The 24,132-nt window shown below is 71.1% G+C and carries 23 protein-coding genes; 20 read left to right on the forward strand and 3 right to left on the reverse strand.

Annotated features, from left to right (window positions below):
* Positions 1–75: 75 nt before the first annotated feature.
* Entirely contained in the window at positions 76–1,509 is a 1,434-nt protein-coding gene (locus tag ACFUJR_RS03140; protein ID WP_383170831.1) for a sugar porter family MFS transporter, read from the forward strand.
* Positions 1,510–1,557: 48 nt separating this feature from the next.
* Here the strand turns inward: ACFUJR_RS03140 and ACFUJR_RS03145 are convergent, their stop codons facing one another.
* On the reverse strand, positions 1,558–2,535 hold the full coding sequence (locus tag ACFUJR_RS03145; protein ID WP_383170834.1) for an LLM class flavin-dependent oxidoreductase: 978 nt from the start codon (positions 2,533–2,535) through the stop codon (positions 1,558–1,560).
* Positions 2,536–2,802: 267 nt separating this feature from the next.
* On the opposite strand from ACFUJR_RS03145, the gene ftsY reads away from it, so the two are divergent.
* Positions 2,803–4,029, forward strand: coding sequence for a signal recognition particle-docking protein FtsY (gene ftsY, locus ACFUJR_RS03150; protein WP_383170837.1), 1,227 nt, complete (start codon positions 2,803–2,805; stop codon positions 4,027–4,029).
* A gap of 65 nt (positions 4,030–4,094) precedes the next feature.
* Here ftsY and ACFUJR_RS03155 read toward each other — a convergent pair whose 3' ends face one another.
* Positions 4,095–4,748 carry a bifunctional DNA primase/polymerase gene (locus tag ACFUJR_RS03155; RefSeq protein ID WP_383181079.1) on the reverse strand — a complete coding sequence of 218 codons (654 nt, stop codon included), beginning with the start codon at positions 4,746–4,748 and terminating at the stop codon, positions 4,095–4,097.
* Between the two features lie 418 nt (positions 4,749–5,166).
* Here ACFUJR_RS03155 and ACFUJR_RS03160 point away from each other — a divergent pair, with 418 nt between their 5' ends.
* From ACFUJR_RS03160 to ftsH, 6 genes are all read left to right on the forward strand, one after another.
* Positions 5,167–6,642, forward strand: coding sequence for a hypothetical protein (locus tag ACFUJR_RS03160; RefSeq protein ID WP_383181082.1), 1,476 nt, complete (start codon positions 5,167–5,169; stop codon positions 6,640–6,642).
* 356 nt (positions 6,643–6,998) lie between these two features.
* Positions 6,999–8,345 carry an ammonium transporter gene (locus ACFUJR_RS03165; protein ID WP_383181076.1) on the forward strand — a complete coding sequence of 449 codons (1,347 nt, stop codon included), beginning with the start codon at positions 6,999–7,001 and terminating at the stop codon, positions 8,343–8,345.
* On the forward strand, positions 8,342–8,680 hold the full coding sequence (locus ACFUJR_RS03170) for a P-II family nitrogen regulator (protein WP_101390346.1): 339 nt from the start codon (positions 8,342–8,344) through the stop codon (positions 8,678–8,680). The genes ACFUJR_RS03165 and ACFUJR_RS03170 overlap by 4 nt, the downstream gene beginning before the upstream one ends.
* A 26-nt stretch (positions 8,681–8,706) precedes the next feature.
* Positions 8,707–11,157: a [protein-PII] uridylyltransferase gene (locus ACFUJR_RS03175; RefSeq protein ID WP_383450203.1), complete on the forward strand. Its 2,451-nt coding sequence runs from the start codon at positions 8,707–8,709 to the stop codon at positions 11,155–11,157.
* Between the two features lie 232 nt (positions 11,158–11,389).
* Positions 11,390–12,943 carry a signal recognition particle protein gene (gene ffh / locus ACFUJR_RS03180; protein WP_383181151.1) on the forward strand — a complete coding sequence of 518 codons (1,554 nt, stop codon included), beginning with the start codon at positions 11,390–11,392 and terminating at the stop codon, positions 12,941–12,943.
* A gap of 138 nt (positions 12,944–13,081) precedes the next feature.
* The gene (gene ftsH / locus ACFUJR_RS03185; RefSeq protein ID WP_383180432.1) at positions 13,082–15,004 is read left to right on the forward strand and encodes an ATP-dependent zinc metalloprotease FtsH; all 1,923 of its coding nucleotides are present in this window, start codon (positions 13,082–13,084) and stop codon (positions 15,002–15,004) included.
* A gap of 133 nt (positions 15,005–15,137) precedes the next feature.
* Here the strand turns inward: ftsH and ACFUJR_RS03190 are convergent, their stop codons facing one another.
* The gene (locus ACFUJR_RS03190; RefSeq protein ID WP_383180429.1) at positions 15,138–15,887 is read right to left on the reverse strand and encodes a class I SAM-dependent methyltransferase; all 750 of its coding nucleotides are present in this window, start codon (positions 15,885–15,887) and stop codon (positions 15,138–15,140) included.
* Between the two features lie 381 nt (positions 15,888–16,268).
* Here ACFUJR_RS03190 and ACFUJR_RS03195 point away from each other — a divergent pair, with 381 nt between their 5' ends.
* The 12 genes from ACFUJR_RS03195 to ACFUJR_RS03250 all read left to right on the forward strand — a co-directional run bounded on the left by ACFUJR_RS03195 (position 16,269) and on the right by ACFUJR_RS03250 (position 24,129).
* Entirely contained in the window at positions 16,269–16,862 is a 594-nt protein-coding gene (locus ACFUJR_RS03195) for a hypothetical protein (protein WP_352190305.1), read from the forward strand.
* Positions 16,863–17,042: 180 nt separating this feature from the next.
* On the forward strand, positions 17,043–17,483 hold the full coding sequence (rpsP, locus tag ACFUJR_RS03200) for a 30S ribosomal protein S16 (RefSeq protein ID WP_383180425.1): 441 nt from the start codon (positions 17,043–17,045) through the stop codon (positions 17,481–17,483).
* A gap of 2 nt (positions 17,484–17,485) precedes the next feature.
* Positions 17,486–17,725 carry an RNA-binding protein gene (locus ACFUJR_RS03205; RefSeq protein WP_005311361.1) on the forward strand — a complete coding sequence of 80 codons (240 nt, stop codon included), beginning with the start codon at positions 17,486–17,488 and terminating at the stop codon, positions 17,723–17,725.
* An 85-nt stretch (positions 17,726–17,810) separates the two neighbouring features.
* Positions 17,811–18,356, forward strand: coding sequence for a ribosome maturation factor RimM (rimM, locus tag ACFUJR_RS03210; protein ID WP_383180422.1), 546 nt, complete (start codon positions 17,811–17,813; stop codon positions 18,354–18,356).
* On the forward strand, positions 18,356–19,177 hold the full coding sequence (gene trmD, locus ACFUJR_RS03215) for a tRNA (guanosine(37)-N1)-methyltransferase TrmD (protein ID WP_383180419.1): 822 nt from the start codon (positions 18,356–18,358) through the stop codon (positions 19,175–19,177). The genes rimM and trmD overlap by 1 nt, the downstream gene beginning before the upstream one ends.
* Before the next feature lie 130 nt (positions 19,178–19,307).
* Positions 19,308–19,658, forward strand: coding sequence for a 50S ribosomal protein L19 (gene rplS, locus ACFUJR_RS03220; protein WP_315893860.1), 351 nt, complete (start codon positions 19,308–19,310; stop codon positions 19,656–19,658).
* Between the two features lie 71 nt (positions 19,659–19,729).
* Positions 19,730–20,491 carry a signal peptidase I gene (gene lepB / locus ACFUJR_RS03225; RefSeq protein ID WP_383450205.1) on the forward strand — a complete coding sequence of 254 codons (762 nt, stop codon included), beginning with the start codon at positions 19,730–19,732 and terminating at the stop codon, positions 20,489–20,491.
* Complete coding sequence (gene lepB / locus ACFUJR_RS03230) at positions 20,484–21,542, forward strand: signal peptidase I (RefSeq protein ID WP_383177390.1); 1,059 nt, start codon at positions 20,484–20,486, stop codon at positions 21,540–21,542. The genes lepB (ACFUJR_RS03225) and lepB (ACFUJR_RS03230) overlap by 8 nt, the downstream gene beginning before the upstream one ends.
* Entirely contained in the window at positions 21,457–22,392 is a 936-nt protein-coding gene (gene lepB, locus ACFUJR_RS03235; RefSeq protein WP_383177431.1) for a signal peptidase I, read from the forward strand. Before lepB (ACFUJR_RS03230) ends, lepB (ACFUJR_RS03235) begins: the two co-directional genes overlap by 86 nt.
* Positions 22,393–22,455: 63 nt before the next feature.
* Positions 22,456–23,217, forward strand: coding sequence for a signal peptidase I (gene lepB / locus ACFUJR_RS03240; protein WP_383177393.1), 762 nt, complete (start codon positions 22,456–22,458; stop codon positions 23,215–23,217).
* A gap of 20 nt (positions 23,218–23,237) precedes the next feature.
* Positions 23,238–23,765: an NUDIX hydrolase gene (locus tag ACFUJR_RS03245; protein ID WP_383177396.1), complete on the forward strand. Its 528-nt coding sequence runs from the start codon at positions 23,238–23,240 to the stop codon at positions 23,763–23,765.
* 55 nt (positions 23,766–23,820) lie between these two features.
* The gene (locus ACFUJR_RS03250) at positions 23,821–24,129 is read left to right on the forward strand and encodes a DUF2469 domain-containing protein (RefSeq protein ID WP_005311352.1); all 309 of its coding nucleotides are present in this window, start codon (positions 23,821–23,823) and stop codon (positions 24,127–24,129) included.
* Positions 24,130–24,132: the final 3 nt, after the last annotated feature.

Here is a 24,132-nt window from a genome sequence, read left to right on the forward strand (position 1 = left end):
GCGTGATGCTGTGCGCCACTTGAAGGGCTCGCCCCCCACGCCCCGGCGACGCTGCCGGAGCCCGTAGGAGTCCATGTGACCAGCCCCGCGCAGGCGCCCACGCCGCCGCCGTCCGAAGGCCGAGCCGCCCACCCGGACCATCTCGGCCACGTCATCTTCATCACGGCGTCCGCCGCGATGGGAGGCTTCCTCTTCGGATATGACAGCTCCGTCATCAACGGCGCCGTCGAGGCCATCCGGGACCGTTACGACATCGGCTCCGGCACCCTGGCCCAGGTCATCGCCATCGCCCTGATCGGCTGCGCGATCGGCGCCGCGACCGCCGGCCGCATGGCCGACAGGATCGGCCGCATCCGCTGCATGCAGATCGCCGCCGTGCTGTTCACCGTCAGCGCCGTCGGCTCGGCCCTGCCCTTCGCGCTGTGGGACCTCGCCTTCTGGCGGATCGTCGGCGGCTTCGCCATCGGCATGGCTTCGGTGATCGGCCCGGCCTACATTGCCGAGGTCGCCCCCGCCGCCTACCGCGGCCGGCTCGGCTCCTTCCAGCAGGCCGCGATCGTCATCGGCATCGCCGTCTCCCAGCTCGTCAACTACGGCATCCTGCAGCTCGCCGACGGGGACCAGCGCGGCGAGATCGGCGGCCTCGAGGCCTGGCAGTGGATGCTCGGCGTGATGGTCGTCCCCGCCGTGCTCTACGGTCTGCTCTCCTTCGCCATCCCGGAGTCCCCCCGCTTCCTCATCTCTGTGGGCAGGACCGACAAGGCGAAGGAGGTCCTCTCCGAGGTCGAGGGCCATGGGGTGAACCTGGACCACCGCGTCGCCGAGATCGAGCAGGCCATGCGCCGTGAGCACAAGTCCACCTTCAGGGACCTGCTGGTCGCCGGCGGCCGTTTCAAGCTGCTCCCCATCGTCTGGGTCGGCATCGGACTCTCGGTCTTCCAGCAGCTCGTCGGCATCAACGTCGCCTTCTACTACTCCTCGACGCTCTGGCAGTCGGTCGGCATCGACCCCGCCGGCTCGTTCTTCTACTCGTTCACCACGTCGATCATCAACATCGTCGGCACCGTGATCGCGATGATCCTGGTCGACCGGGTGGGCCGTAAGCCCCTCGCCCTCGTCGGCTCCGTCGGCATGGCGATCGCGCTCGCCTTCGAGGCCTGGGCCTTCTCGGCCGACCTCGTCGACGGCAAGCTGCCGACCACCCAGGGCGTCGTCGCACTCGTCGCCGCCCACGTCTTCGTGCTCTTCTTCGCCCTCTCGTGGGGCGTGGTGGTCTGGGTCTTCCTCGGCGAGATGTTCCCCAACCGGATCCGCGCCGCCGCCCTCGGCGTCGCCGCCTCCGCGCAGTGGATCGCCAACTGGGCCATCACGGCCAGCTTCCCGTCCCTGGCGGACTGGAACCTCTCCGGTACGTACATGATCTACACGGTCTTCGCCGTGCTCTCCATCCCCTTCGTGCTCAGGTACGTGAAGGAGACCAAGGGCAAGGCGTTGGAGGAGATGGGCTAATCCCCGCTGCCCCTCTCCTCGCACTCGGAACTGCCCCGGCCCACGGTCCTATGCCGTGAGCCGGGGCAGCACCGTCTCGCCCAGCAGCCGCAGGGACCGCCACCCCTCCTCGACCGGCATTCCGCCGCAGAGCGGATGGAGCACCAGGCTCTCCAGCTCCTGCCCCAGCGCCGCGCACTCGTCCGGCGTCACGATCCGGTAGACCCCCTCGGCCCGCAGCTCCGCCACCGTCGTCGCCGCCGAGCGCACCGCCGAGCGGATGTCCCTCGACTGCCAGGAGGCGTACGTGCGCGCCTCGTGCAGGAAGTGCTCTCCGTACAGCTCCCAGGACCGCTCCGGATCCTCCGAGACGTGCAGCAGCGGGGTCTTCTCGGCCGGCATCATCGTCCAGCCCTCGGTGCCGTACTCCCGGCACTGCCGCTTGTAGTACGCCTCCAGCTCCGGCAGGTGCGCGCTCGGGAAGAGCGGCAGCCCGAGCCGCGCCGCCCGCCGCGCCGCCGCCTTCGACGAACCGCCGACGAGCAGGAGCGGATGCGGCCGGCTGAGGGGCCGCGGCGTGACGCGTACCGTACGGCCCTCGTACGTGAAGGGCTCACCGGACCACGCCTTCAGGAGGGTCTCCAGGAGCAGGTCCTGGAGCTTGCCGCGGCGGCCCCAGTCGACCCCGCGCTCCTCGTACTCCTCCGGCCGGTAGCCGATCCCCGCGACCGTCACCAGACGGCCTCCGCTGAGCAGGTCGAGGACGGCGATCTCCTCCGCGAGCCGCAGCGGGTCGTGCAGCGGGCCGATGATCGCCGAGACCGTGACCGCGATCCTCTTCGTGGCGCCGAAGACCGCGCCCGCGAAGGCGAACGGAGAGGGCAGCCAGTTGTTGACCGCGCCGTGGTGCTCCTCGGTCTGGACGGTGTCGACGCCGCGCTCGTCGGCGTAGGCGGCCATGGCGAGGGCCGCGCGATAGCGCTCCGAGAGGGACTCGGGGGTCGCGTGCGGATCGACGAGGTTGAACCGTACGACTGTGAAGGGCATGGGAAGTCCCCCTCCGCGCGTGGAAAGCCGACGAAGGGGGACGGTATCTGACACAGTGTCAGATGGGAACGGTCGGGAGCTCGCGGGCCTCGGCGGAGAACGCCACCCTGCAGGTCCCGGCCTCGGCGTTCATGCCCGCTTCATGCGAGGGGGCACAGCTCACAAAATTGAATGTCAACAAGTGAGCCCTGTGTTCGATGCGGAGCCCGATCCGACGCGGCGGCGAATCGTCCCTGGTGTGAACGGTCACGCCATACTGGACCCGTTATGGAACTCATTCTTGCTGTAGTCATCGCCCTGGTCGTCGCCGTCGCCGTGACCAGCGGGCTCGTGATCAGCGGCCGCAGGAAGAAGCAGCTGCCGCCGCCCGAGGCGCCGTCCGCCACGCCGACCATCACCGCTCCGCCCGCCGAGCCGCACGTCGGCGAAGAGGCGGAGACGCCGCGGGAAGAACCACGCCGCACCATCGAGGAGGTCGACCTCCCGACCGCGGAGGAGGCCGTCCAGGACCCCACCGCCGTCGAGGACCCGGTCGTCGCCGAGGCGCCCGCGCTCGAGATCGAGGTGCCGGAGCCGACCGCGGGCCGTCTCGTACGGCTCCGCGCGCGTCTCGCCCGATCGCAGAACTCCCTCGGCAAGGGGCTGCTCACGCTGCTGTCGCGTGACAACCTCGACGAGGACACCTGGGAGGAGATCGAGGAGACCCTGCTCACCGCCGACGTCGGCGTCGCCCCGACCCAGGAGCTGGTCGAGCGGCTCCGCGAGCGCGTCCGGATCCTCGGCACGCGTACGCCGGAGGAGCTGCGCGGCCTGCTGCGCGAAGAGCTCATCGCCCTCCTCGGCCCCGACTTCGACCGCTCCGTGAAGACGGAGAGCGACCCGGGCACCCCGGGCGTCGTCATGGTCGTCGGTGTCAACGGCACCGGAAAGACCACGACCACGGGCAAACTGGCCCGTGTCCTGGTGGCCGACGGCCGCTCGGTCGTCCTCGGCGCCGCCGACACCTTCCGGGCCGCCGCCGCGGACCAGCTCCAGACCTGGGGCGAGCGGGTCGGCGCACGCACCGTGCGCGGGCCCGAGGGCGGCGACCCGGCGTCGATCGCCTTCGACGCGGTCAAGGAGGGCATCGCGGAGGGCGCGGACGTCGTCCTCATCGACACCGCCGGCCGCCTGCACACCAAGACCGGCCTCATGGACGAGCTGGGCAAGGTCAAGCGGGTCGTCGAGAAGCACGGCCCGCTGGACGAGGTCCTGCTGGTCCTCGACGCCACGACCGGCCAGAACGGCCTGGTCCAGGCGCGCGTCTTCGCCGAGGTCGTCGACATCACGGGCATCGTGCTCACCAAGCTCGACGGCACGGCCAAGGGCGGCATCGTCGTGGCCGTCCAGCGCGAGCTGGGCGTCCCGGTCAAGCTCATCGGCCTGGGGGAGGGCCCGGACGACCTGGCCCCCTTCGAGCCGGGCGCCTTCGTGGACGCGCTCATCGGGGACTGAGGCACCCGCACCCGTGCGAAGGCCCCGCCGGTTTCCCGGCGGGGCCTTCGCACGTCGGAGCACGCTCAGAAGTGCGTCCGATGGCAGATGTACGCCAGTACACCCAGCAGCAGCCGCGCTTCCGGCGGCGCTCCCGCGGTGTCCAGCGTCGGCGGCCGCAGCCAGCGGACCGGGCCGAGGCCCGCGAGGTCCGACGGCGGCGCCGTCACGTGGTCGCCCGGCCCCAGGCCGCGCAGGTCCAGGTCCGCGTCGTCCCAGCCCATCCGGTACAGCAGCTGCGGCAGCCCCGCCGCCGCCCCCGGCGCGACGAAGAACTGCGCCCGGCCCGTCGGCGTCGCGCACACCGGCCCGAGCGGCAGGCCCATGCGCTCCAGGCGGACCAGCGCCCGCCGCCCCGCCGACTCGGCGACCTCGATCACGTCGAAGGACCGGCCCACCGGAAGCAGCAGCGCGGCGCCGGGGTACTCGGACCACGCCTTCGTCGCGTCGTCCAGACCCGCGCCCGCGCGGACCGGCTCGGCGAACGAGAGCGGATGTGCCCCCGGAGCCGTACAGGACGCGTCGCCGCAGGAGCACTGGCCGGAGACGGCCCGCGCGCCGGGGACCACGTCCCATCCCCACAGTCCGGTGTACTCGGCCACCGCTGTGCACTCAGTGGTGCGGACGCGGCGACGTGAGCCGGACCGCATCTCACGGATGCCGCCGATCGTGAAGCCCATGCCCCCTCCAACGGGTCGGACGCGCCGGTGGTTACGACCCGGAGCCCCGCTGTCACTCTCCGTCGCCCCGGGCGGCGCTCCGTCGCGGGCGAGGTGGTGCGCAACCGTGGCGTGCGCCTCCTCGCGCTACGGTCCGCCAACCATGGGTCGTCGCATGTCAAGTGAATCGTGTTCGGTGGCAGGGGAGTTCATTCGAAGGGGTGGCGAATGGTGGCGTTTCTTGAATCCGGCTCGCGGGACGGGTGATCGTAGGATTACTTTCGGTGCTCGAACCCGGAGTTGCTTGCGCGCGTGCGTATGCCGGAGGCAACCCGTTTTCCTGTTCGAAGGAGTGGAACCTCCGGACGGGAGCCGTAAGACACGGCATTCTGAATAGGGGTTCGCGCAACAGAGTCTCGACGTGGATGGGGGCGTTCCTGTGGGCGGCAACGGCGCAGACGGTACGACTGCCGGCAAGCGCCCGAACGAGCAGCTCAGCTCGTGGTTCGTGCGGAGCGGCTGGTCGAAGGGCGAACTGGCGCGCCAAGTGAACCGCAGGGCACGCCAGATGGGCGCGCACCACATCTCCACGGACACCTCGCGCGTCCGCCGCTGGCTCGACGGCGAGCAGCCCCGCGAGCCGATCCCGCGGATCCTCTCGGAGCTGTTCTCCGAGCGGTTCGGCTCGGTCGTGACCGTCGAGGACCTCGGGCTGCGCACGGCCCATCAGGCGCCGTCCGTCTCCGGAGTCGACCTGCCCTGGGCGGGCCCCCAGACCGTTGCCCTGCTCAGCGAGTTCTCCCGCAGCGACCTGATGCTCGCCCGACGCGGCTTCCTCGGCACCTCCCTCACGCTCGCAGCCGGACCCTCGCTCGTCGAGCCCATGCAGCGCTGGCTCGTACCCACCCCGGCCGGAGAGCCCGTCCCGGCCGCGCCGGCCGTTGACGGCCACCGCCCGGTCAAGCTGTCCGCGATCGAGCTCGACCTGCTCGAATCCACCACGGCGATGTTCCGCCAGTGGGACGCCCAGTGCGGTGGCGGACTGCGCCGCAAGGCCGTCGTCGGCCAGCTCCACGAGGTCACCGACCTGCTCCAGGAGCCCCAGCCGGCCGCCACCGCCCAGCGCCTCTTCACCTGCGCCGCCGAGCTGGCCGAACTGGCCGGCTGGATGAGCTACGACGTGGGCCTCCAGCCCACCGCACAGAAGTACTTCGTGCTCGCCCTGCACGCCGCGAAAGAGGCGGGCGACAGGCCGCTCGGCTCGTACATCCTCTCCTCCATGAGCCGCCAGATGATCCACCTCGGCCGGCCGGACGACGCCCTCGAACTCATCCACCTCGCCCAGTACGGCAGTCGCGACTGCGCCACCCCGCGCACCCAGGCCATGCTGTATGCGATGGAGGCCCGCGCCTACGCCAACATGGGCCAGCCCTCCAAGTGCAAGCGGGCCGTACGGATGGCCGAGGACACCTTCGCCGACGTCGGCCTCGACGGCGAGCCCGAGCCCGACTGGATCCGCTTCTTCTCCGAGGCGGAACTCAACGGCGAGAACTCCCACTCCTACCGGGACCTCGCCTACGTCGCCGGGCGCTCCCCGACGTACGCCTCGCTCGCCGAGCCCGTCATGGAGCGGGCCGTCTCCCTCTTCGAGAAGGACCCCGAGCACCAGCGTTCGTACGCACTCAACCTCATCGGCATGGCCACCGTGCACCTCCTCAAGCGCGAGCCCGAGCAGTCCGCCGTGCTGGTCGAGAAGGCGCTCGGCGTCGCCAGGAGCGTCCGCTCCGAGCGGGTCAACACCCGACTGCGCAAGACCGTCGACACCGCCGCCCGCGACTTCCGCGACGTCGCCGAGGTCGTCCAGCTCACCGACCGGCTGACCGCCCTGCTGCCCGAGACCGCCGAGGCGGTCTGAGCACCAGGCCCTCCAGACTCCGGCCGCGACAGCGTTCCTGTACTGACCGACTCGGCTCCCCCGCCGCCAGGACAACCGGGACGTCTGTCGCGGCCGGTCCCTTTCCCGCGCCCCCAACCGGCGCGGCTGCCGCGCCGGGCCACGGGCCGGGACCGTATCCCCGTTACACGCCCGTGACCCGGGGGTTCACAGCGGCGTAACACGCCCCACCCCTTCGTCACTGCGGTGAAACATCGGGCGGCATCGACGGAAACCGCGCTGCGCGAATCTCTGGCGCATAACCGGCCACCCCTCACGGCCAAGCCGCTCTCCGGCCCCGCCCCCGCACAGGCCGTACCGACGACGAGGAGACGCCGATGGCACCAGCCATCACGACCCTGGCCGCAGACGCCCCCGAGCTGTCTGCCGCCAACACCGGGTTCATGCTCATCTGCTCCGCCCTGGTCATGCTGATGACCCCGGCACTCGCCTTCTTCTACGGAGGCATGGTCCGCGTCAAGTCCACCCTGAACATGCTGATGATGAGCTTCATCAGCCTCGGGATCGTCACGATCCTCTGGGTGCTCTACGGCTTCAGCATCGCCTTCGGCACCGACAACGCCTCCCTCTTCGGCTGGTCGTCCGAGTACGTCGGCCTCAGCGGCATCGGCGTCAACCAGCTGTGGGACGGCTACACCATCCCGGTGTTCGTCTTCGCCGTCTTCCAGCTGATGTTCGCGATCATCACCCCCGCCCTCATCAGCGGCGCCCTCGCCGACCGCGTGAAGTTCACCGCATGGGCCCTCTTCATCGCCCTCTGGGTCACGATCGTCTACTTCCCCGTCGCCCACTGGGTCTGGGGCTCCGGCGGCTGGCTCTTCGAGATGGGCGTCATCGACTTCGCCGGCGGTACGGCGGTCCACATCAACGCCGGTGCCGCGGCCCTCGGCGTGATCCTCGTCATCGGCAAGCGCGTCGGCTTCAAGAAGGACCCGATGCGCCCGCACAGCCTCCCGCTGGTCATGCTCGGCGCCGGTCTGCTCTGGTTCGGCTGGTTCGGCTTCAACGCGGGCTCGTGGCTCGGCAACGACGACGGCGTCGGCGCGGTGATGTTCGTCAACACCCAGGTCGCCACCGCCGCGGCCATGCTCGCCTGGCTGATCTACGAGAAGATCCGCCACGGCTCCTTCACCACCCTGGGTGCCGCCTCCGGCGCGGTAGCCGGCCTCGTCGCCATCACCCCGTCCGGCGGCTCCTGCTCCCCGCTCGGCGCGATCGCCATCGGCGCCATCGCCGGTCTGCTCTGCGCCATGGCCGTGGGCCTCAAGTACAAGTTCGGCTACGACGACTCCCTGGACGTCATCGGCGTCCACCTGGTCGGCGGTGTCATCGGCTCCCTGCTCGTCGGCTTCTTCGCCACCGGCGGCGTCCAGTCCGACGCCAAGGGCCTCTTCTACGGCGGCGGCCTGGAGCAGCTCGGCAAGCAGGCCATCGGCGTCGTCGCGGTCCTCGCCTACTCTCTGATCGCCTCCGCGATCCTCGCGCTGATCATCGACAAGACGATGGGCATGCGGGTCAGTGAGGACGACGAGGTCTCCGGCATCGACCAGGTCGAGCACGCCGAGACCGCGTACGACTTCAGCGGAGCCGGCGGCGGCGCCTCCTCGCGCTCCACCGCCGCGCCCGTCCCGGCAGCTACGGAGACCAAGAAGGTGGACGCATGAAGCTCATCACCGCAGTCGTGAAGCCGCACCGGCTGGACGAGATCAAGGAGGCCCTGCAGGCCTTCGGAGTCCAGGGCCTCACGGTCACCGAGGCCAGCGGATACGGCCGCCAGCGCGGCCACACCGAGGTCTACCGCGGTGCCGAGTACACGGTCGACCTCGTCCCCAAGATCCGTATCGAGGTCCTCGTCGAGGACGACGACGCCGAACAGCTCATCGACGTCGTGGTCAAGGCGGCCCGGACCGGCAAGATCGGTGACGGCAAGGTGTGGAGCGTGCCGGTCGAGACCGCCGTACGGGTCCGCACCGGCGAACGCGGTCCGGACGCACTGTAAGCACGGAGCACGTAAGGAGCTGCTGGGTGACGAGCGTCGACACGAGCACACGAGCGGAAGACTCGGGACCCAGCGGCTACGCGGCGGCCCGGCTGCGCCTTCTCACCGAGAAGACGCGGTCCGGGCCGCCGCGCCGTGCCGCCCTGGCCCGGCTCACCGACGACTGGCTGACGGGGCTGTTCACCGCCGCGAGGCCGCCACGAGGGGTGGCGCTCGTCGCCGTCGGCGGCTACGGGCGCGGCGAACTCTCCCCGCGCAGCGACCTGGACCTGCTCCTGCTGCACGACGGAACCGCCGACGCGGGCGCCGTCGCCGGCCTCGCCGACCGGATCTGGTACCCGGTCTGGGACCTCGGCCTCGCCCTCGACCACTCCGTCCGTACCCCCGCCGAGGCCCGCAGGACCGCCGGAGACGACCTCAAGGTCCACCTCGGCCTCCTCGACGCCCGGCCGGTGGCCGGCGACCTCGGACTCGTCGCCGGACTGCGCACGGCCGTCCTCGCCGACTGGCGCAACCAGGCGCCGAAGCGGCTCCCGGAGCTGGACGCGCTCTGCCGCGAGCGCGCCGAGCGCATGGGGGAGCTGCAGTTCCTCCTCGAACCCGACCTCAAGGAGGCCAGGGGAGGGCTTCGCGACGCCCAGGTACTGCGCGCCGTCGCCGCCTCCTGGCTCGCCGACGCCCCGCGCGAGGGCCTGGACGAGGCCCGCCGCCGCCTCCTCGACGCCCGCGACGCGCTCCACCTCGCCACCGGACGGGCCAGCGACCGGCTCGCCCTCCAGGAACAGGACGCCGTCGCCGACGAGCTCGGCCTCCTCGACGCCGACACCCTGCTCCGCGAGGTGTACGAAGCGGCGCGGATCATCTCGTACGCCACCGACGTCACCTGGCGCGAGGTCAACCGGGTCCTGAAGGCCCGCTCCGCCCGCCCCCGCTTCCGCGGCCTCCTGGGCGGCAGGTCGGGGGGCGGAAGGCCGCCCGTCGAACGCACCCCGCTCGCCGAGGGCGTCGTCGAGATGGACGGCGAGGTCGTCCTCGCCCTCAGCGCCAAGCCCGAACGCGACCCCGTGCTGCCGCTGCGCGCCGCTGCCGCCGCAGCCCAGTCCGGGCTCCCGCTCTCCCTGCACGCCGTACGCCGCCTGGCGGCCGCCGCCCGGACGCTGCCGGTGCCGTGGCCCGCAGAGGCGCGCGAGGAGCTCGTCACCCTGCTCGGCGCGGGGGAGCCCACCGTGCCCGTCTGGGAGGCGCTGGAGGCCGAAGGCCTCGTCACCCGGCTGCTGCCCGACTGGGAGCGCGTCCGCTGCCGCCCGCAGCGCAACCCCGTCCACACCTGGACCGTCGACCGGCACCTCGTCGAGACCGCCGTACGCGCCTCCTCGCTGACCCGCCGCGTCGGCCGGCCCGACCTGCTGCTCGTCGCCGCGCTCCTGCACGACATCGGCAAGGGCTGGCCGGGCGACCACTCCGTGGCCGGCGAGACCATCGCCCGCGACCTCGCGACCCGGATCGGCTTCGACCGCGCCGACGTGGCCGTCCTCGCCACCGTCGTACGCCACCACCTGCTGCTCGTCGAGACCGCGACCCGGCGCGATCTGGACGACCCCGCCACCGTCGAGGCCGTCGCCTCCGCCGTCGGCACCGCCGGAGCCCTGGAACTGCTGCACGCCCTCACCGAGGCCGACGCGCTGGCCACCGGTCCGGCCGCCTGGTCCACCTGGCGCGCCTCGCTCGTCGCCGACCTCGTCAAGCGGGTCGGAGCCGTCCTCTCCGGAGAGCCCGCGGCGGAACCCGAGCCCGCCGCGACCAGCGCCGAACAGGAACGCCTCGCCATCGAGGCCCTGCGGACCGGAGAGCCGGCCCTCGCCCTGCACACCGAGCCCGAGAGCGCCCCCGAGGACGGCGAACCGGAACCCGTGGGCGTCGAACTCCTCATCGCCCTGCCCGACCAGCCCGGCGTCCTGCCCGCCGCGGCCGGCGTCCTCGCGCTGCACCGGCTGACGGTACGGGCCGCGGACCTGCGTGCCGTCGAGCTTCCCACCGCACTCGGCGCCGGCGCCGTCCTGGTCCTGAACTGGCGCGTGGCCGCCGAATACGGCTCCCTGCCGCAGGCCTCACGGCTCCGCGCCGATCTCGTACGGGCCCTGGACGGCAGCCTGGACATCCCGGCCCGGCTCGCCGAACGCGAGGCCGCCTACCCCCGGCGGCGCGGTCTGACCGCCCCGCCGCCCCGCGTCACCGTCGCCGCCGCCGACTCCCGGCTCGCCACCGTCATCGAGGTCCGCGCCCAGGACGCCCCCGGCCTGCTCCACCGCATCGGCCGGGCGCTGGAGGGCGCCGACGTGCGGGTGAGGAGCGCCCATGTCTCGACGCTGGGCGCGAACGCCGTCGACACGCTGTACGTGACACGTCCCGACGGCTCTCTCCTGGCCGAGGAGGAGGCCGCGGACGTCGCGCAGGCGCTGGAGAAGGCGCTGCGGTGACCCGTGACACGGGGGCGCGCCGGTCGTTGAGTACGGCGTGCTCCCTGTGGGGCGATGGGGTGATCCGCAGGTCAGGGGCCGGTCGGCCGGGCCCGACGTCCGTTCCCCGGCACGAGCGGGCCGACGCCTCCGGTCGCCGGATTCGGCGGGCGGGGGCACGTCCTTCGAGCGGCCAGATACCCTTGAGGGCAATCCGTCCGCCTGCCCCCGACACCGAGGATCCGCGACCGCCGTGTTCGATACCCTCTCCGACCGCCTTGCAGCGACATTCAAGAACCTCCGGGGCAAGGGCCGCCTGTCCGAGGCGGACATCGACGCCACCGCGCGCGAGATCCGGATCGCCCTGCTCGAGGCCGACGTCGCGCTGCCCGTCGTCCGGGCGTTCATCAAGCAGGTCAAGGAGCGGGCCACCGGCGCCGAGGTCTCCCAGGCGCTGAACCCCGCCCAGCAGGTCATCAAGATCGTCAACGAGGAGCTCATCGGCATCCTCGGCGGCGAGACCCGGCGCCTGCGGTTCGCCAAGACCGCGCCCACCGTGATCATGCTCGCCGGCCTCCAGGGCGCCGGTAAGACCACCCTCGCCGGAAAGCTCGGCCTCTGGCTCAAGAGCCAGGGCCACTCCCCGCTGCTCGTCGCCTGTGACCTCCAGCGCCCCAACGCCGTCACCCAGCTCGGTGTCGTCGCCGAGCGCGCGGGCGTGGCGTTCTACGGCCCGCAGCCGGGCAACGGCGTCGGTGACCCCGTCCAGGTCGCGAAGGACTCGATCGAGTACGCGCGGACCAAGATGTACGACGTCGTCATCGTCGACACCGCCGGCCGCCTCGGCATCGACCAGGAGCTGATGCAGCAGGCCGCGGACATCCGCGACGCCGTCAGCCCCGACGAGGTCCTCTTCGTCGTCGACGCCATGATCGGTCAGGACGCGGTCAACACCGCCGAGGCCTTCCGCGACGGCGTCGGCTTCGACGGCGTCGTGCTCTCCAAGCTCGACGGTGACGCCCGAGGCGGTGCCGCGCTCTCCATCGCGCACGTCACCGGCCGCCAGATCATGTTCGCCTCCAACGGCGAGAAGCTGGACGACTTCGACGCGTTCCACCCGGACCGCATGGCGTCCCGCATCCTCGGCATGGGCGACATGCTCTCGCTCATCGAGAAGGCCGAGCAGACCTTCAGCCAGGAAGAGGCCGCCAAGATGGCCTCCAAGCTGGCGTCCAAGAAGGGCCAGGAGTTCACGCTCGACGACTTCCTCGCCCAGATGGAACAGGTCCGCAAGATGGGCTCCATCTCCAAGCTGCTCGGGATGCTCCCCGGCATGGCGCAGATGAAGGAGCAGATCAACAACATCGACGAGCGGGACGTCGACCGCACGGCCGCGATCATCAAGTCGATGACGCCGGGCGAGCGTCAGGACCCGACCATCATCAACGGCTCGCGCCGCGCCCGTATCGCCAAGGGTTCCGGCGTCGAGGTCAGCGCGGTCAAGGGGCTCGTCGAGCGCTTCTTCGAGGCCCGCAAGATGATGTCCCGCATGGCCCAGGGCGGCGGGATGCCGGGCATGCCCGGCATCCCGGGGATGGGCGGCGGGCCCGGCCGTCAGAAGAAGCAGGTCAAGCAGGCCAAGGGCAAGCGCAAGAGCGGCAACCCGATGAAGCGCAAGGCCGAGGAGGAGGCCGCCCAGGCCCGCCGCGAGCAGGCGCAGCAGGGCGGCGCGTTCGGCCTCCCGGCGGCGGGGCAGAACCCGGGCGACTTCGAGCTGCCGGACGAGTTCAAGAAGTTCATGGGCTGAGCAGCTTCCCGAAAGGGCCCGGGGCGGTGTGAAACCGCCCCGGGCCCTTTTTCACTCCTTCACCCCGTCTGACATGCCGGAATTGTTCGCTCTCTCGATACTGGGGTCCGGCCCCACCGTCGGTGTGAGGAGAGCAGCGTGCCCAACTCCGTACCTCCGCGCGACCGGACGGACCAGCCCTGGCGCTCGGAAGGGGCCCCGCCGCCGCAGCCGCCGAAGAGGAAGATGCCCGGAGGGTGGGGAGGGCTCGTCCTCGCCGCCCTGGTCGTCTATCTCATCGCCAACCTCGTGCTGTCCTTCTTCAACAGGGGCGACGAGCCGACGATCTCGTACACCGAGTTCAGCAAGCAGGTGAACGCGGGCAACGTCACCAAGATCTACTCAAAGGGTGACGCCATCCAGGGCGAGCTGAAGAACAGACAGCCCCTGCCCAACGGCGACAAGGGCGACTACTCCAAGTTCGTCACCCAGCGGCCCGCGTTCGCCGACGACGAGCTCTGGGACGAGCTGACCGCGAAGGGCGTCACGGTCACCGCCGAGCCCGTCGTCCAGGAGCGCAGCTTCCTCGCCAACCTGCTGATCTCGCTCGCGCCGATGCTGCTGCTCGTCGCACTGTGGATCTTCATCGCCCGCCGGATGAGCGGGATGGGCGGCGCGGGCGGCATGCTCGGCCGCAAGGCCCCGCCCAGACCCGTCGAGCTCGAACCGGGCGCCCGGCGCACCACCTTCGAGGACGTGGCCGGCATCGACGAGGTCGAGGGCGAACTCAACGACGTCGTCGACTTCCTGAAGAACCCCGCCGCCTACCGCGACATGGGCGCCAGGATGCCGCGCGGCGTGCTTCTCGCGGGACCGCCGGGAACCGGCAAGACCCTCCTCGCCCGTGCGGTCGCCGGCGAGGCCGGCGTGCCGTTCTTCTCCGCCTCCGCGTCGGAGTTCATCGAGATGATCGTGGGCGTCGGAGCCTCGCGGGTCCGTGAGCTCTTCGCCGAGGCGCGCAAGGTGGCGCCGGCCATCATCTTCATCGACGAGATCGACACCATCGGCCGCGCGCGTGGCGGCGGCTCCGGCATGGGCGGCCACGACGAGCGCGAACAGACCCTCAACCAGATCCTGACCGAGATGGACGGCTTCACCGGCTCCGAGGGCGTCATCGTCCTCGCCGCCACCAACCGCGCCGACGTGCTCGACCCCGCGCTCACCCGGCCCGGCCGCTTCGATCGGATCGTGCACGTGAACCCGCCCGACCGCGGGGGCCGCGAGGCCATCCTCAGGATCCACACCCGGGACATCCCGCTCGCCCAGGACGTCGACCTGGTCCAGGTCGCCCGGACGACGCCGGGGATGACCGGCGCGGAACTCGCCAACCTCGCCAACGAGGCCGCCCTCCTCGCCGTCAAGCGGCAGCAGAAGGCGGTCACCGCGTCCGACCTCTCCGACGCCCTGGAGAAGGTCCAGCTCGGCGCCGAGCGGCCGCTGGTGATGCCCGAGGAGGAGCGGCGCCGCACGGCGTACCACGAGAGCGGCCACGCCCTGCTCGGGATGCTCCAGCCCGGCGCGGACCCGGTCCGCAAGATCACGATCGTGCCGCGCGGACGTGCCCTCGGCGTCACGCTCTCCACGCCGGACGCCGACAGGTACGCGTACACCGAGGAGTACCTGCGCGGCCGGATCATCGGCGCGCTCGGCGGGATGGCCGCCGAGCAGGTCGTCTTCGGGGTCGTCACCACGGGCGCCGAGAGCGACCTGGAGCAGGTCACCGGCATCGCCCGCGGCATGGCCGGCCGCTGGGGCATGAGCGAGCGCGTCGGCCGCCTCACGGCCATCCCCGGCGACGCCCAGCAGGCGTACGGCCTCTCGGCGGCCCCCGCGACCCTCGACATGGTGGCCGAGGAGATGCGCCGGATCGTCGACGAGTGCTACGAGAGCGCCGTCCGCCGACTCCGCGAGAACCGCGACAAGCTCGACGCTCTCGCGACCGCCCTGCTGGCGAACGAGACCCTGGAGGAGGACGCGGCCTACCGCGCCGCGGGCATCACGCGCCTGAAGCAGGACCCCTGAAGGCCCGCACACGGGGCCCCTGGGGCCCGCCCCCGGCAGTTGCCCCCACCCCGCCGACGAGAGTCCCGGGACCAGCCCGGAACCGGCCCGCGAGCGCGGTGCGGAGCCCGGCCGCGCGCCCGGTCCGGGGCCGCTACGGCACCCGGGCGATCAGGTAGCGGAAGACGTTCGGCATCCAGACCGTGCCGTCGCGGCGGACGTACGGCTGCAGAGCCTCCGTGATCTCCTTCTCGACCTGGTCCGGGTCCGTGGCGCGGATCGCCGCGTCGAAGTCGCCCGTCGAGACGAGGCCCCGCACCGCGCTTTCCGGATCCGCGTAGCCGAACGGGCAGGACACCCGCCCCGAGCCGTCCGGCTTCAGGCCGGCCCGCGCCACCACGCCCTCCAGGTCGTCTCGGAACGCCGGCCGCCAGCCCGCCAGGCGCGCCGCGACCTTCAGCACCGACGCCGTCGCGCACCGCTCGGGCGGTCCCCAGCCCGCCAGCACAACCGCAGCGCCCGGTTGGGCCAGAGGAGTGACGCCCGCGAGATCCCGCCCCCGCTCCGCCGAGGCGTGGAAGGCCGTGATCACGTCGAACGGGGCACGGGACGCGCCACTCACGTCCGCCGGGCCGCCCTCGACGACCGTGTGCCCCGTCTCCTCCGGAATCCGCTCCCTCGCCAGCTCCACGCGCGCCTGGTCCCGGTCCACGCCGGTGACCCGCGCGCCGCGCGAGGCCGCGATCAGCAGCGCGAGGCCCGATCCGCAGCCGAGTCCCAGGACCTGTGAGCCGGGGCCCACCTCCAACCGGTCGTACACCGCCTCGTAGAGCGGTACGAGCATGCGTTCCTGGATCTCGGCCCAGTCGCGCGCGGGGTGGTGCGGGACGAGCGTAGGTGTCATGGAAAGCGCCCCAATCAGTGCCTGGTCGACAGCCCCCGTGAAGCAGGTGCCCGCATCCCCCCGTATGTCAGGGAACTGCCGATCCGTGCCCGCGTCCAGTGCTCGCGCCGCACCACTTCCTCTTCGGGGAGGGGCGGTGCGCCGATGTGACGCCCGACCCGGTACTGTCCCTGCATCGACCCCCCGGGGCGCGTACACCACCACTACGCGCCGGGGCGTATGCGCCGCTACGCACCACCTTGACGCGAGCCGCGCCACTTCTCCGCAGATCGGCGCACTGACCCTCGTCCGGACCCATCAAGGGCAACTGACGGGTACGTGCAAAATATTTGGGATGCCCCGGAATGGAACCCGGGGGCGCGTCGGCTCGTTGTACGCGACGTGAGCACGACACCACCTGTTCTCGCCGCAGAGCTGGCACAGGCGTGGGCCGACATTCAGCGGCACCACCCCGAACTGCCCGATCTTGCCGCGCCCGAGTCCCTGATCGGAGAGTCCTCGTCCGCCTGCGGCGCCGAGCTCTCCTTCGAACGGCTGCTCCACGAAGCAGTCCACGGCATCGCCGCCGCCCGAGGTGTCCGCGACACCTCACGCGCCGGCCGCTACCACAACCGCAGATTCCTGGCGATCGCCGAGGAGATGGGCCTGGACCACCCCGAGGAGCCGCACGCCAGCAGCGGCTTCTCCCTGGTCACGCTCAACCCCGAGGCGAAGCGGCGGTACCGGCCCACGATGGAGCGGCTGCAGCGCGCCCTCAAGGCCCACACCGTCGCGACGGCCGCGGACACCAAGCGCTCCTTCCGCGGCCCCGCCGCCCGCCACGGCTCCTCCGGCGGCGGAGTGCGCGTGAAGGCCGTCTGCGACTGCGGCCGCAACGTGCGCGTGGTCCCCTCGGTGCTCGCCCAGGCCCCGATCGTCTGCGGCGGCTGCGGCAAGCCCTTCCGTATCCCGGAATCGGTGGGCGCGGCCGGCTGACCCCTGACCCGCCCGGGTCGGGGGGCGCCACGGTCGTGTGGCACAATGGCTAGCTGTACTCGACAGTCGCATAGGACCCCTCTCTCCTCCGGCTGACGCGTCCATCGGGCACCCGAGTACCGCAACCCCACGTGGCATCTCATGTGCCCAACCACGTCAAGACCAGGAGACACCACTCCAGTGGCAGTCAAGATCAAGCTCAAGCGCCTCGGCAAGATTCGCCAGCCGCACTACCGCATCGTCGTCGCCGACTCCCGCACCCGCCGGGACGGTCGTGCGATCGAGGAGATCGGTCTGTACCACCCGACGTACAACCCGTCGAAGATCGAGGTCGACTCGGACCGCGCGCAGTACTGGCTGTCCGTCGGCGCCCAGCCGACCGAGCCGGTCCTCGCCATCCTGAAGCTCACCGGCGACTGGCAGAAGCACAAGGGCCTGCCGGCCCCGGCGCCGCTGCTGCAGCCGGCGACGAAGGAGGACAAGCGCGCCTCCTTCGACGCGTTCGCCAAGACCCTCGAGGGTGACGACGCCAAGGGTGAGGCCATCACCCCGAAGGCGAAGAAGGCCGACAAGAAGGCGGACGAGGCCGAGGTCGCGTCCACCGAGTCGACCGAGGCCTGAGCATGCTCGAGGAGGCTCTCGAGCACCTCGTGAAGGGCATCGTCGACAACCCCGACGATGTGCAGGTCGCCTCGCGCAACCTGCGCCGTGGCCGCGTGCTCGAGGTTCGGGTCCACCCCGACGACCTCGGCAAGGTGATCGGCCGTAACGGCCGTACCGCGCGTGCGCTGCGCACCGTCGTGGGCGCCATCGGCGGCCGTGGCATCCGTGTCGACCTCGTCGACGTGGACCAGGTCCGCTGAAGCAAGTTGGACACACCGGCACGGGCCGGGGAGGGCCTTCGGGTCCGCCCCGGCCCGTCGTCGTCGGACAGGAGAGAATGAAGTCGTGCAGCTGGTAGTCGCGCGGGTCGGCCGCGCCCACGGCATCAAGGGCGAGGTCACCGTCGAGGTACGGACGGACGAGCCCGAACTGAGGCTCAGCCCCGGAGCGGTCCTGCTCACCGATCCCGCATCTGCGGGACCCCTGACCATCGAGACCGGTCGCGTCCACAGCGGTCGCCTGCTCGTCCGCTTCGAGGGCGTACGCGACCGGAACGGCGCCGAGGCCCTCCGCAACACCCTGCTCATCGCCGACGTCGACCCCGATGAGCGGCCCGAGGAGGACGACGAGTACTACGACCACCAGCTCATGGACCTGGACGTCGTGCTCGCCGACGGCACCGAGATCGGCCGGATCACCGAGATCTCCCACCTGCCGTCCCAGGACCTCTTCATCGTCGAGCGGCCCGACGGCACCGAGCTGATGATCCCCTTCGTCGAGGAGATCGTCACCGAGATCGACCTGGAGCGGCAGCGGGCCGTCATCGAGCCCCCGCCCGGACTGATCGACGACCGCGCCGAGATCGCGTCCTCCCGCGAGGAAGAATCCTGATGCGGCTCGACGTCGTCACGATCTTCCCGGAGTACCTGGAGCCGCTGAACGTCTCCCTGGTCGGCAAGGCACGCGCGCGTGGACAGCTCGACGTCCACGTCCACGACCTGCGGGAGTGGACCTACGACCGGCACAACACGGTCGACGACACCCCCTACGGCGGCGGCCCCGGCATGGTCATGAAGACCGAGCCGTGGGGCGATGCCCTGGACCAGACCCTCGCCGACGGCTTCGAGGCGGGCGCCCACGGACCCGTCCTGGTCGTCCCCACGCCCAGCGGTCGCCCCTTCACCCAGGAGCTCGCCGTCGAGCTCTCCGAGCGCCCCTGGCTGATCTTCACGCCTGCCCGCTACGAGGGCATCGACCGGCGCGTCATGGACGAGTACGCGACCCGGATGCCGGTCTACGAGGTCTCCATCGGCGACTACGTCCTGGCCGGCGGGGAGGCCGCCGTCCTGGTCGTCACCGAGGCCGTGGCGAGGCTGCTGCCCGGCGTCCTCGGCAACGCCGAGTCCCACCGCGACGACTCCTTCGCCCCCGGAGCCATGGCCAACCTCCTCGAAGGCCCCGTGTACACAAAACCCCCCGAGTGGCGCGGCCGTGCCATCCCCGACGTGCTCCTCAGCGGGCATCACGGGAAGATCGCGCGCTGGCGCCGCGACGAGGCGTTCCGGCGTACGGCGGCGTACCGGCCCGACCTGATCGAGCGCTGTGACCCCTCCGTCTTCGACAAGAAGGACCGGGAGACGCTCTCCCTGCTGGGCTGGGCCCCGGAGCGCGGCGGCCGATTTTGGCGCAGGGCCGACGCCGTGGAAGAATAGGCCGCTGCTGTGTGTCCGACGAGCGCCCCTGCCACAGGGGGACGACGCCCGCCCGGTACGCACGGCGCTTCATCGTCTTCTTCGAACGTTCCGCTGATGACCTGTGGCATCAGCGAGGAAAGAGACCACCATGGCCTCCCTGCTCGACTCGGTCAACGCGGCTTCGCTCCGCTCCGACCTCCCCGCCTTCCGTCCCGGCGACACCGTGAACGTCCACGTGCGCGTCATCGAGGGCAACCGCTCCCGTATCCAGCAGTTCAAGGGTGTCGTCATCCGCCGCCAGGGCTCGGGCGTCAGCGAGACCTTCACGGTCCGCAAGGTCTCGTTCTCCGTCGGTGTCGAGCGCACCTTCCCGGTGAACAGCCCGATCTTCGAGAAGATCGAGCTCGTCAGCCGCGGTGACGTCCGTCGCGCCAAGCTCTACTACCTGCGTGAGCTGCGCGGCAAGGCCGCCAAGATCAAGGAGAAGCGCGACAACTGAGCTCCGGCTCACCGTTCGCGCGGGGCTTCGGAGCACTGACTCACAGGGCGGCCGGATAGGCTCTGCCCTCGATGGACACCGAAGCACAGCACACGGAGCGCGACCGCTCCTCCGAGACGGAGGAGCGGTCGCGCTCCGCGCGTATGTCCGGGCCGGGGCGGTCCGGACGGTCCTGGCGCCGTACGGGGATCCTCGGCGGCGTCTGTGTTCTCTTCCTGCTGCTCCTCAGCCACTTCGCGCTGCAGCCCTTCCTGATCCCCAGCCGCTCGATGGAGCCGACGCTCCGGGTCGGGGACCGGATCCTGGTGAACAAGCTGGCGTACCGTTTCGGCGACCAGCCCCGCCGCGGGGACGTCGTCGTCTTCGACGGCACCGGGTCCTTCCTCCAGGAGGTGCCCGAGGAGAACCCGGTCAGCGCGCTCATGCACGGCGCCGCCGCGGCCCTCGGCCTCGCCGAGCCCGCCGAGACCGACTTCGTGAAGCGGGTCGTGGGGGTCGGCGGCGACCGCGTCGTCTGCTGCGACGCGAACGGCCGGCTCACCGTCAACGGCACGCCCGTCGAGGAGTGGTACGTCCAACTGGGCGACGCGCCGTCGAAGGTTCCCTTCGACATCGTCGTACCGCAGGGCACCCTGTGGGTGATGGGCGACCACCGCAGTCAGTCGAGCGACTCCCGGGACCATCTCGGTCAGCCGGGCGGCGGCATGGTGCCCGTCGAGCAGGTGATCGGCCGCGCCGACTGGATCGGCTGGCCCTTCGGCCGCTGGTCCGGCGTGCCGGAGACCGGCGCCTTCGACGCCGTACCCGCTCCCGCGGCGGGCGGCCATGGGTAACCGGGGCAGGGCGGCGGGGCACCGCGCCGACACCCCGCTGCCCACCGGCACACGGTCCCCGGACGCCGGCCGTCCGCTGCCCGGGCGGGCGGAGCGGCGCAAGCTCGCCCGCAAGGTCAAGCGCCGACGGCAGCGCTCGGCCGTCAAGGAGATCCCGCTCCTCGTCATCGTCGCGGTGCTGATCGCGCTCGTCCTGAAGACCTTCCTGGTCCAGGCGTTCGTCATCCCGTCGGGCTCGATGGAACAGACGATCCGGATCGACGACCGGGTCGTGGTCGACAAACTCACCCCCTGGTTCGGCTCCACACCGCAGCGCGGTGACGTCGTCGTCTTCAAGGACCCCGGCAACTGGCTCCAGGACGCCGGACCGCCCGCGGACGACCCGGTCGGTGTCAAGCAGGTCAAGCAGGCCCTGACCTTCATCGGACTGCTCCCGTCGGCAGACGAACAGGACCTGATCAAGCGCGTGGTGGCGGTCGGCGGCGACACCGTCGTCTGCTGCGACAAGGACGGGCGGATCACGGTCAACGGCGTACCGCTCGACGAGCCGTACCTGCATCCGGGGAACGAACCCTCGAAGATCAAGTTCAGGGTGACGGTGCCCCAGGGCCGGATCTTCGTGCTGGGCGACCATCGCTCGGACTCCGCCGACTCGCGCTTCCATCTCGAGGAGAAGGACCAGGGGACGATCTCCGTGGACGACGTCGTCGGCCGCGCGGTGGGCATCGTCTGGCCGGTGAGCCACTGGCGGCGCCTGGAGGAGCCGGACACGTTCGCGGCCGTACCGGACGGTCGTTCGGGATCTGTGTCCGCGGGCGGGGTGTCGCATAGTGTGTCTTGGCGGAATCTGAACGGATTGCCCTGGCTCCCGACCCCTGCGGAACTCCCGCTCGTTATGGGAGTGGTGGGCCTGTCCCTGTTCTGGGGCGGGCATATGCACGGACTGAGGAGTGGATGTGGGGGATGTGGCCGTCGGCGCACGATCCGGACACGACGATCCCGAGGAGAGGCCCGAGCGCCTCGCCGAGTCGTCGGTGGCCATGAGGGATGACTCCGGCGGCCGGTCGGACGCCGACCCCGCGGACGGCTCGGCCGACGCCGGCGGCACCGGACAGGGCGGCGAGCCCGGCGATGCTCCCAAGAAGCCGCGTTCCTTCTGGAAGGAACTGCCGCTGCTGATCGGTATCGCCCTGCTGCTCGCGCTGCTGATCAAGACCTTCCTGGTGCAGGCGTTCTCGATCCCCTCGGACTCGATGATGAACACGCTGCAGCGTGGCGACCGGGTCCTGGTGGACAAGCTGACCCCGTGGTTCGGCTCCGAGCCGGAGCGCGGCGAGGTCGTCGTCTTCCACGATCCGGGCGGCTGGCTGGAGGGTGAGCCCACTCCGGACCCGAACGTGCTCCAGGAGTTCCTCTCCTTCATCGGCCTGATGCCCTCCGCCGAGGAGAAGGACCTGATCAAGCGGGTCATCGCGGTGGGCGGCGACACGGTCTCCTGCAAGGAGGGCGGCAAGGTCATCCTCAACGGCAAGGCGCTGGAGGAGGCCTCGTACATCTACCCCGGCTCCTCGCCCTGCGGTGACAAGCCCTTCGGGCCGATCACCATCCCCGAGGGCAGTATCTGGGTGATGGGCGACAACCGGCAGAACTCGCTGGACTCCCGCTACCACCAGAACCTCGCCGGCGGCGGCACCGTCCCGACCGACCAGGTCGTCGGCCGCGCCGTCGTCGTGGCCTGGCCGGTCACCCGCTGGTCGACGCTGCCCGTGCCGGAGACCTTCGACCAGCCGGGGCTCAGCCAGGCGCTGGCCGTCGCCCCGGGCGCGGCCGGTCTGGCCGGCGCGCTGCCGCTGGTGCTGTGGCGCAGGAAGAGGCTCACGGCTCGGCATACCGCCGAGTAGGGGCGCCCGGGTAGGGTGCCGTCCCAGATCGTCGAACCGACCTTCGAGGTGGGGAGCGCTGGGATGAGCGGAACCATACGTACGGAAGGCGGCCGCGGCCGCCTCGGCAGCGTGCTGTCGGGGCTGGTCGTGGCCGTCGGCTGTGTGCTCTTCCTCGGCGGCTTCGCCTGGGGCGCCGTGGTCTACCAGCCGTACAGCGTGCCCAGTGACTCGATGACGCCGGCCCTGGCGGTCGGGTCGAAGGTCCTCGCGCAGCGGATCGACGGCGACGAGGTGCGGCGCGGTGACATCGTGATCTTCAACGACCCGCTCTGGGGCGACGTGCCCATGGTCAAGCGGGTCGTGGGCGTCGGCGGCGACACCGTCGCCTGCTGCGACAAGGACGGGCGGCTCACGGTCGACGGCAGGCCGATCGAGGAGCCGTACACCCGGCCCGGCGCCCCGGCCTCGGGGCAGAAGTTCTCGGCGACCGTGCCGGAGGGGAAGCTCTTCCTGCTCGGCGACGAGCGGCACAACTCCCTCGACTCCAGGACCCATCTCGAGGAGGCGGGCCACGGCTCCGTGCCGAGCTCCGCGGTCACCGCCCGGGTCGACGCCGTCGCCTGGCCCGAGACGGACCTCGTGGAGCGTCCCACGGCCTTCGCGGCGCTGCCGGGCGGGGTCTCGGAGCGCGGACCGGTCGAGCCGCTCTTCTACGCGATCGTCGGCGGGTGTGTACTGATCCTTGCCGGGGCCGCGTACGGCCCGGTGGCGCGGCTGGTGGGCGGACGTTCCGCGGGCCGCTCGGGAGACCGGCCGTCGGGCAGGAAGACGGTGGACGCGTGACGGGTGGAGACGGTGGCCGCGTGACGGGTACGGAGGGTTCGACCCGGTCGGACCGGCTCGGCGGGCGGGAGCTGCGGCGGGTGGCGCGGGTCGTTCTGCTCGACCCCGACGACCGCATCCTCCTCCTGCACGGTTACGAGCCCGACGACCCGGCCCAGACCTGGTGGTTCACGCCGGGCGGCGGCCTGGAGGGCGACGAGACCCGGGAGGAGGCGGTGCTGCGCGAGCTGGCGGAGGAGACGGGGATCACGGACGTCGAACTGGGGCCGGTCCTCTGGCAGCGGCTCTGTTCCTTTCCGTTCGACGGGCGGCGCTGGGACCAGGACGAGTGGTACTACCTGGCACGAACCAGGCAGACCGTGACGGTCCCGGGCGGGCTCACCGAGCTGGAGCAACGCAGTGTCTCGGGGCTGAGGTGGTGGACCTCCGCCGAACTGTCGGCGGCGCGTGAGACGGTGTACCCGACCAGACTCGCCGAGCTGCTGCACAGGCTGCTCGACGAGGGACCGCCGAGTTCACCGGTGGTGCTCGCCCCGGAAATCGCCTAACGGTGCGAGTGGCTGGCGCACAATAGGTGGACGCACGGCTGAAGGGGAACATGCCATGAGCGCCGAGGACCTCGAGAAGTACGAGACCGAGATGGAGCTGAAGCTCTACCGGGAGTACCGCGATGTCGTCGGGCTGTTCAAATACGTGATCGAGACCGAGCGTCGGTTCTACCTCACCAACGACTACGAGATGCAGGTGCACTCGGTCCAGGGTGAGGTGTTCTTCGAGGTGTCCATGGCCGATGCCTGGGTCTGGGACATGTACCGGCCGGCCAGGTTCGTCAAGCAGGTCCGCGTCCTCACGTTCAAGGACGTGAACATCGAGGAGCTCAACAAGAGCGACCTGGAGCTTCCCGGCAGCTGATGC

Source organism: Streptomyces sp. NPDC057271 (assembly GCF_042668715.1).
Classification (GTDB): domain Bacteria; phylum Actinomycetota; class Actinomycetes; order Streptomycetales; family Streptomycetaceae; genus Streptomyces.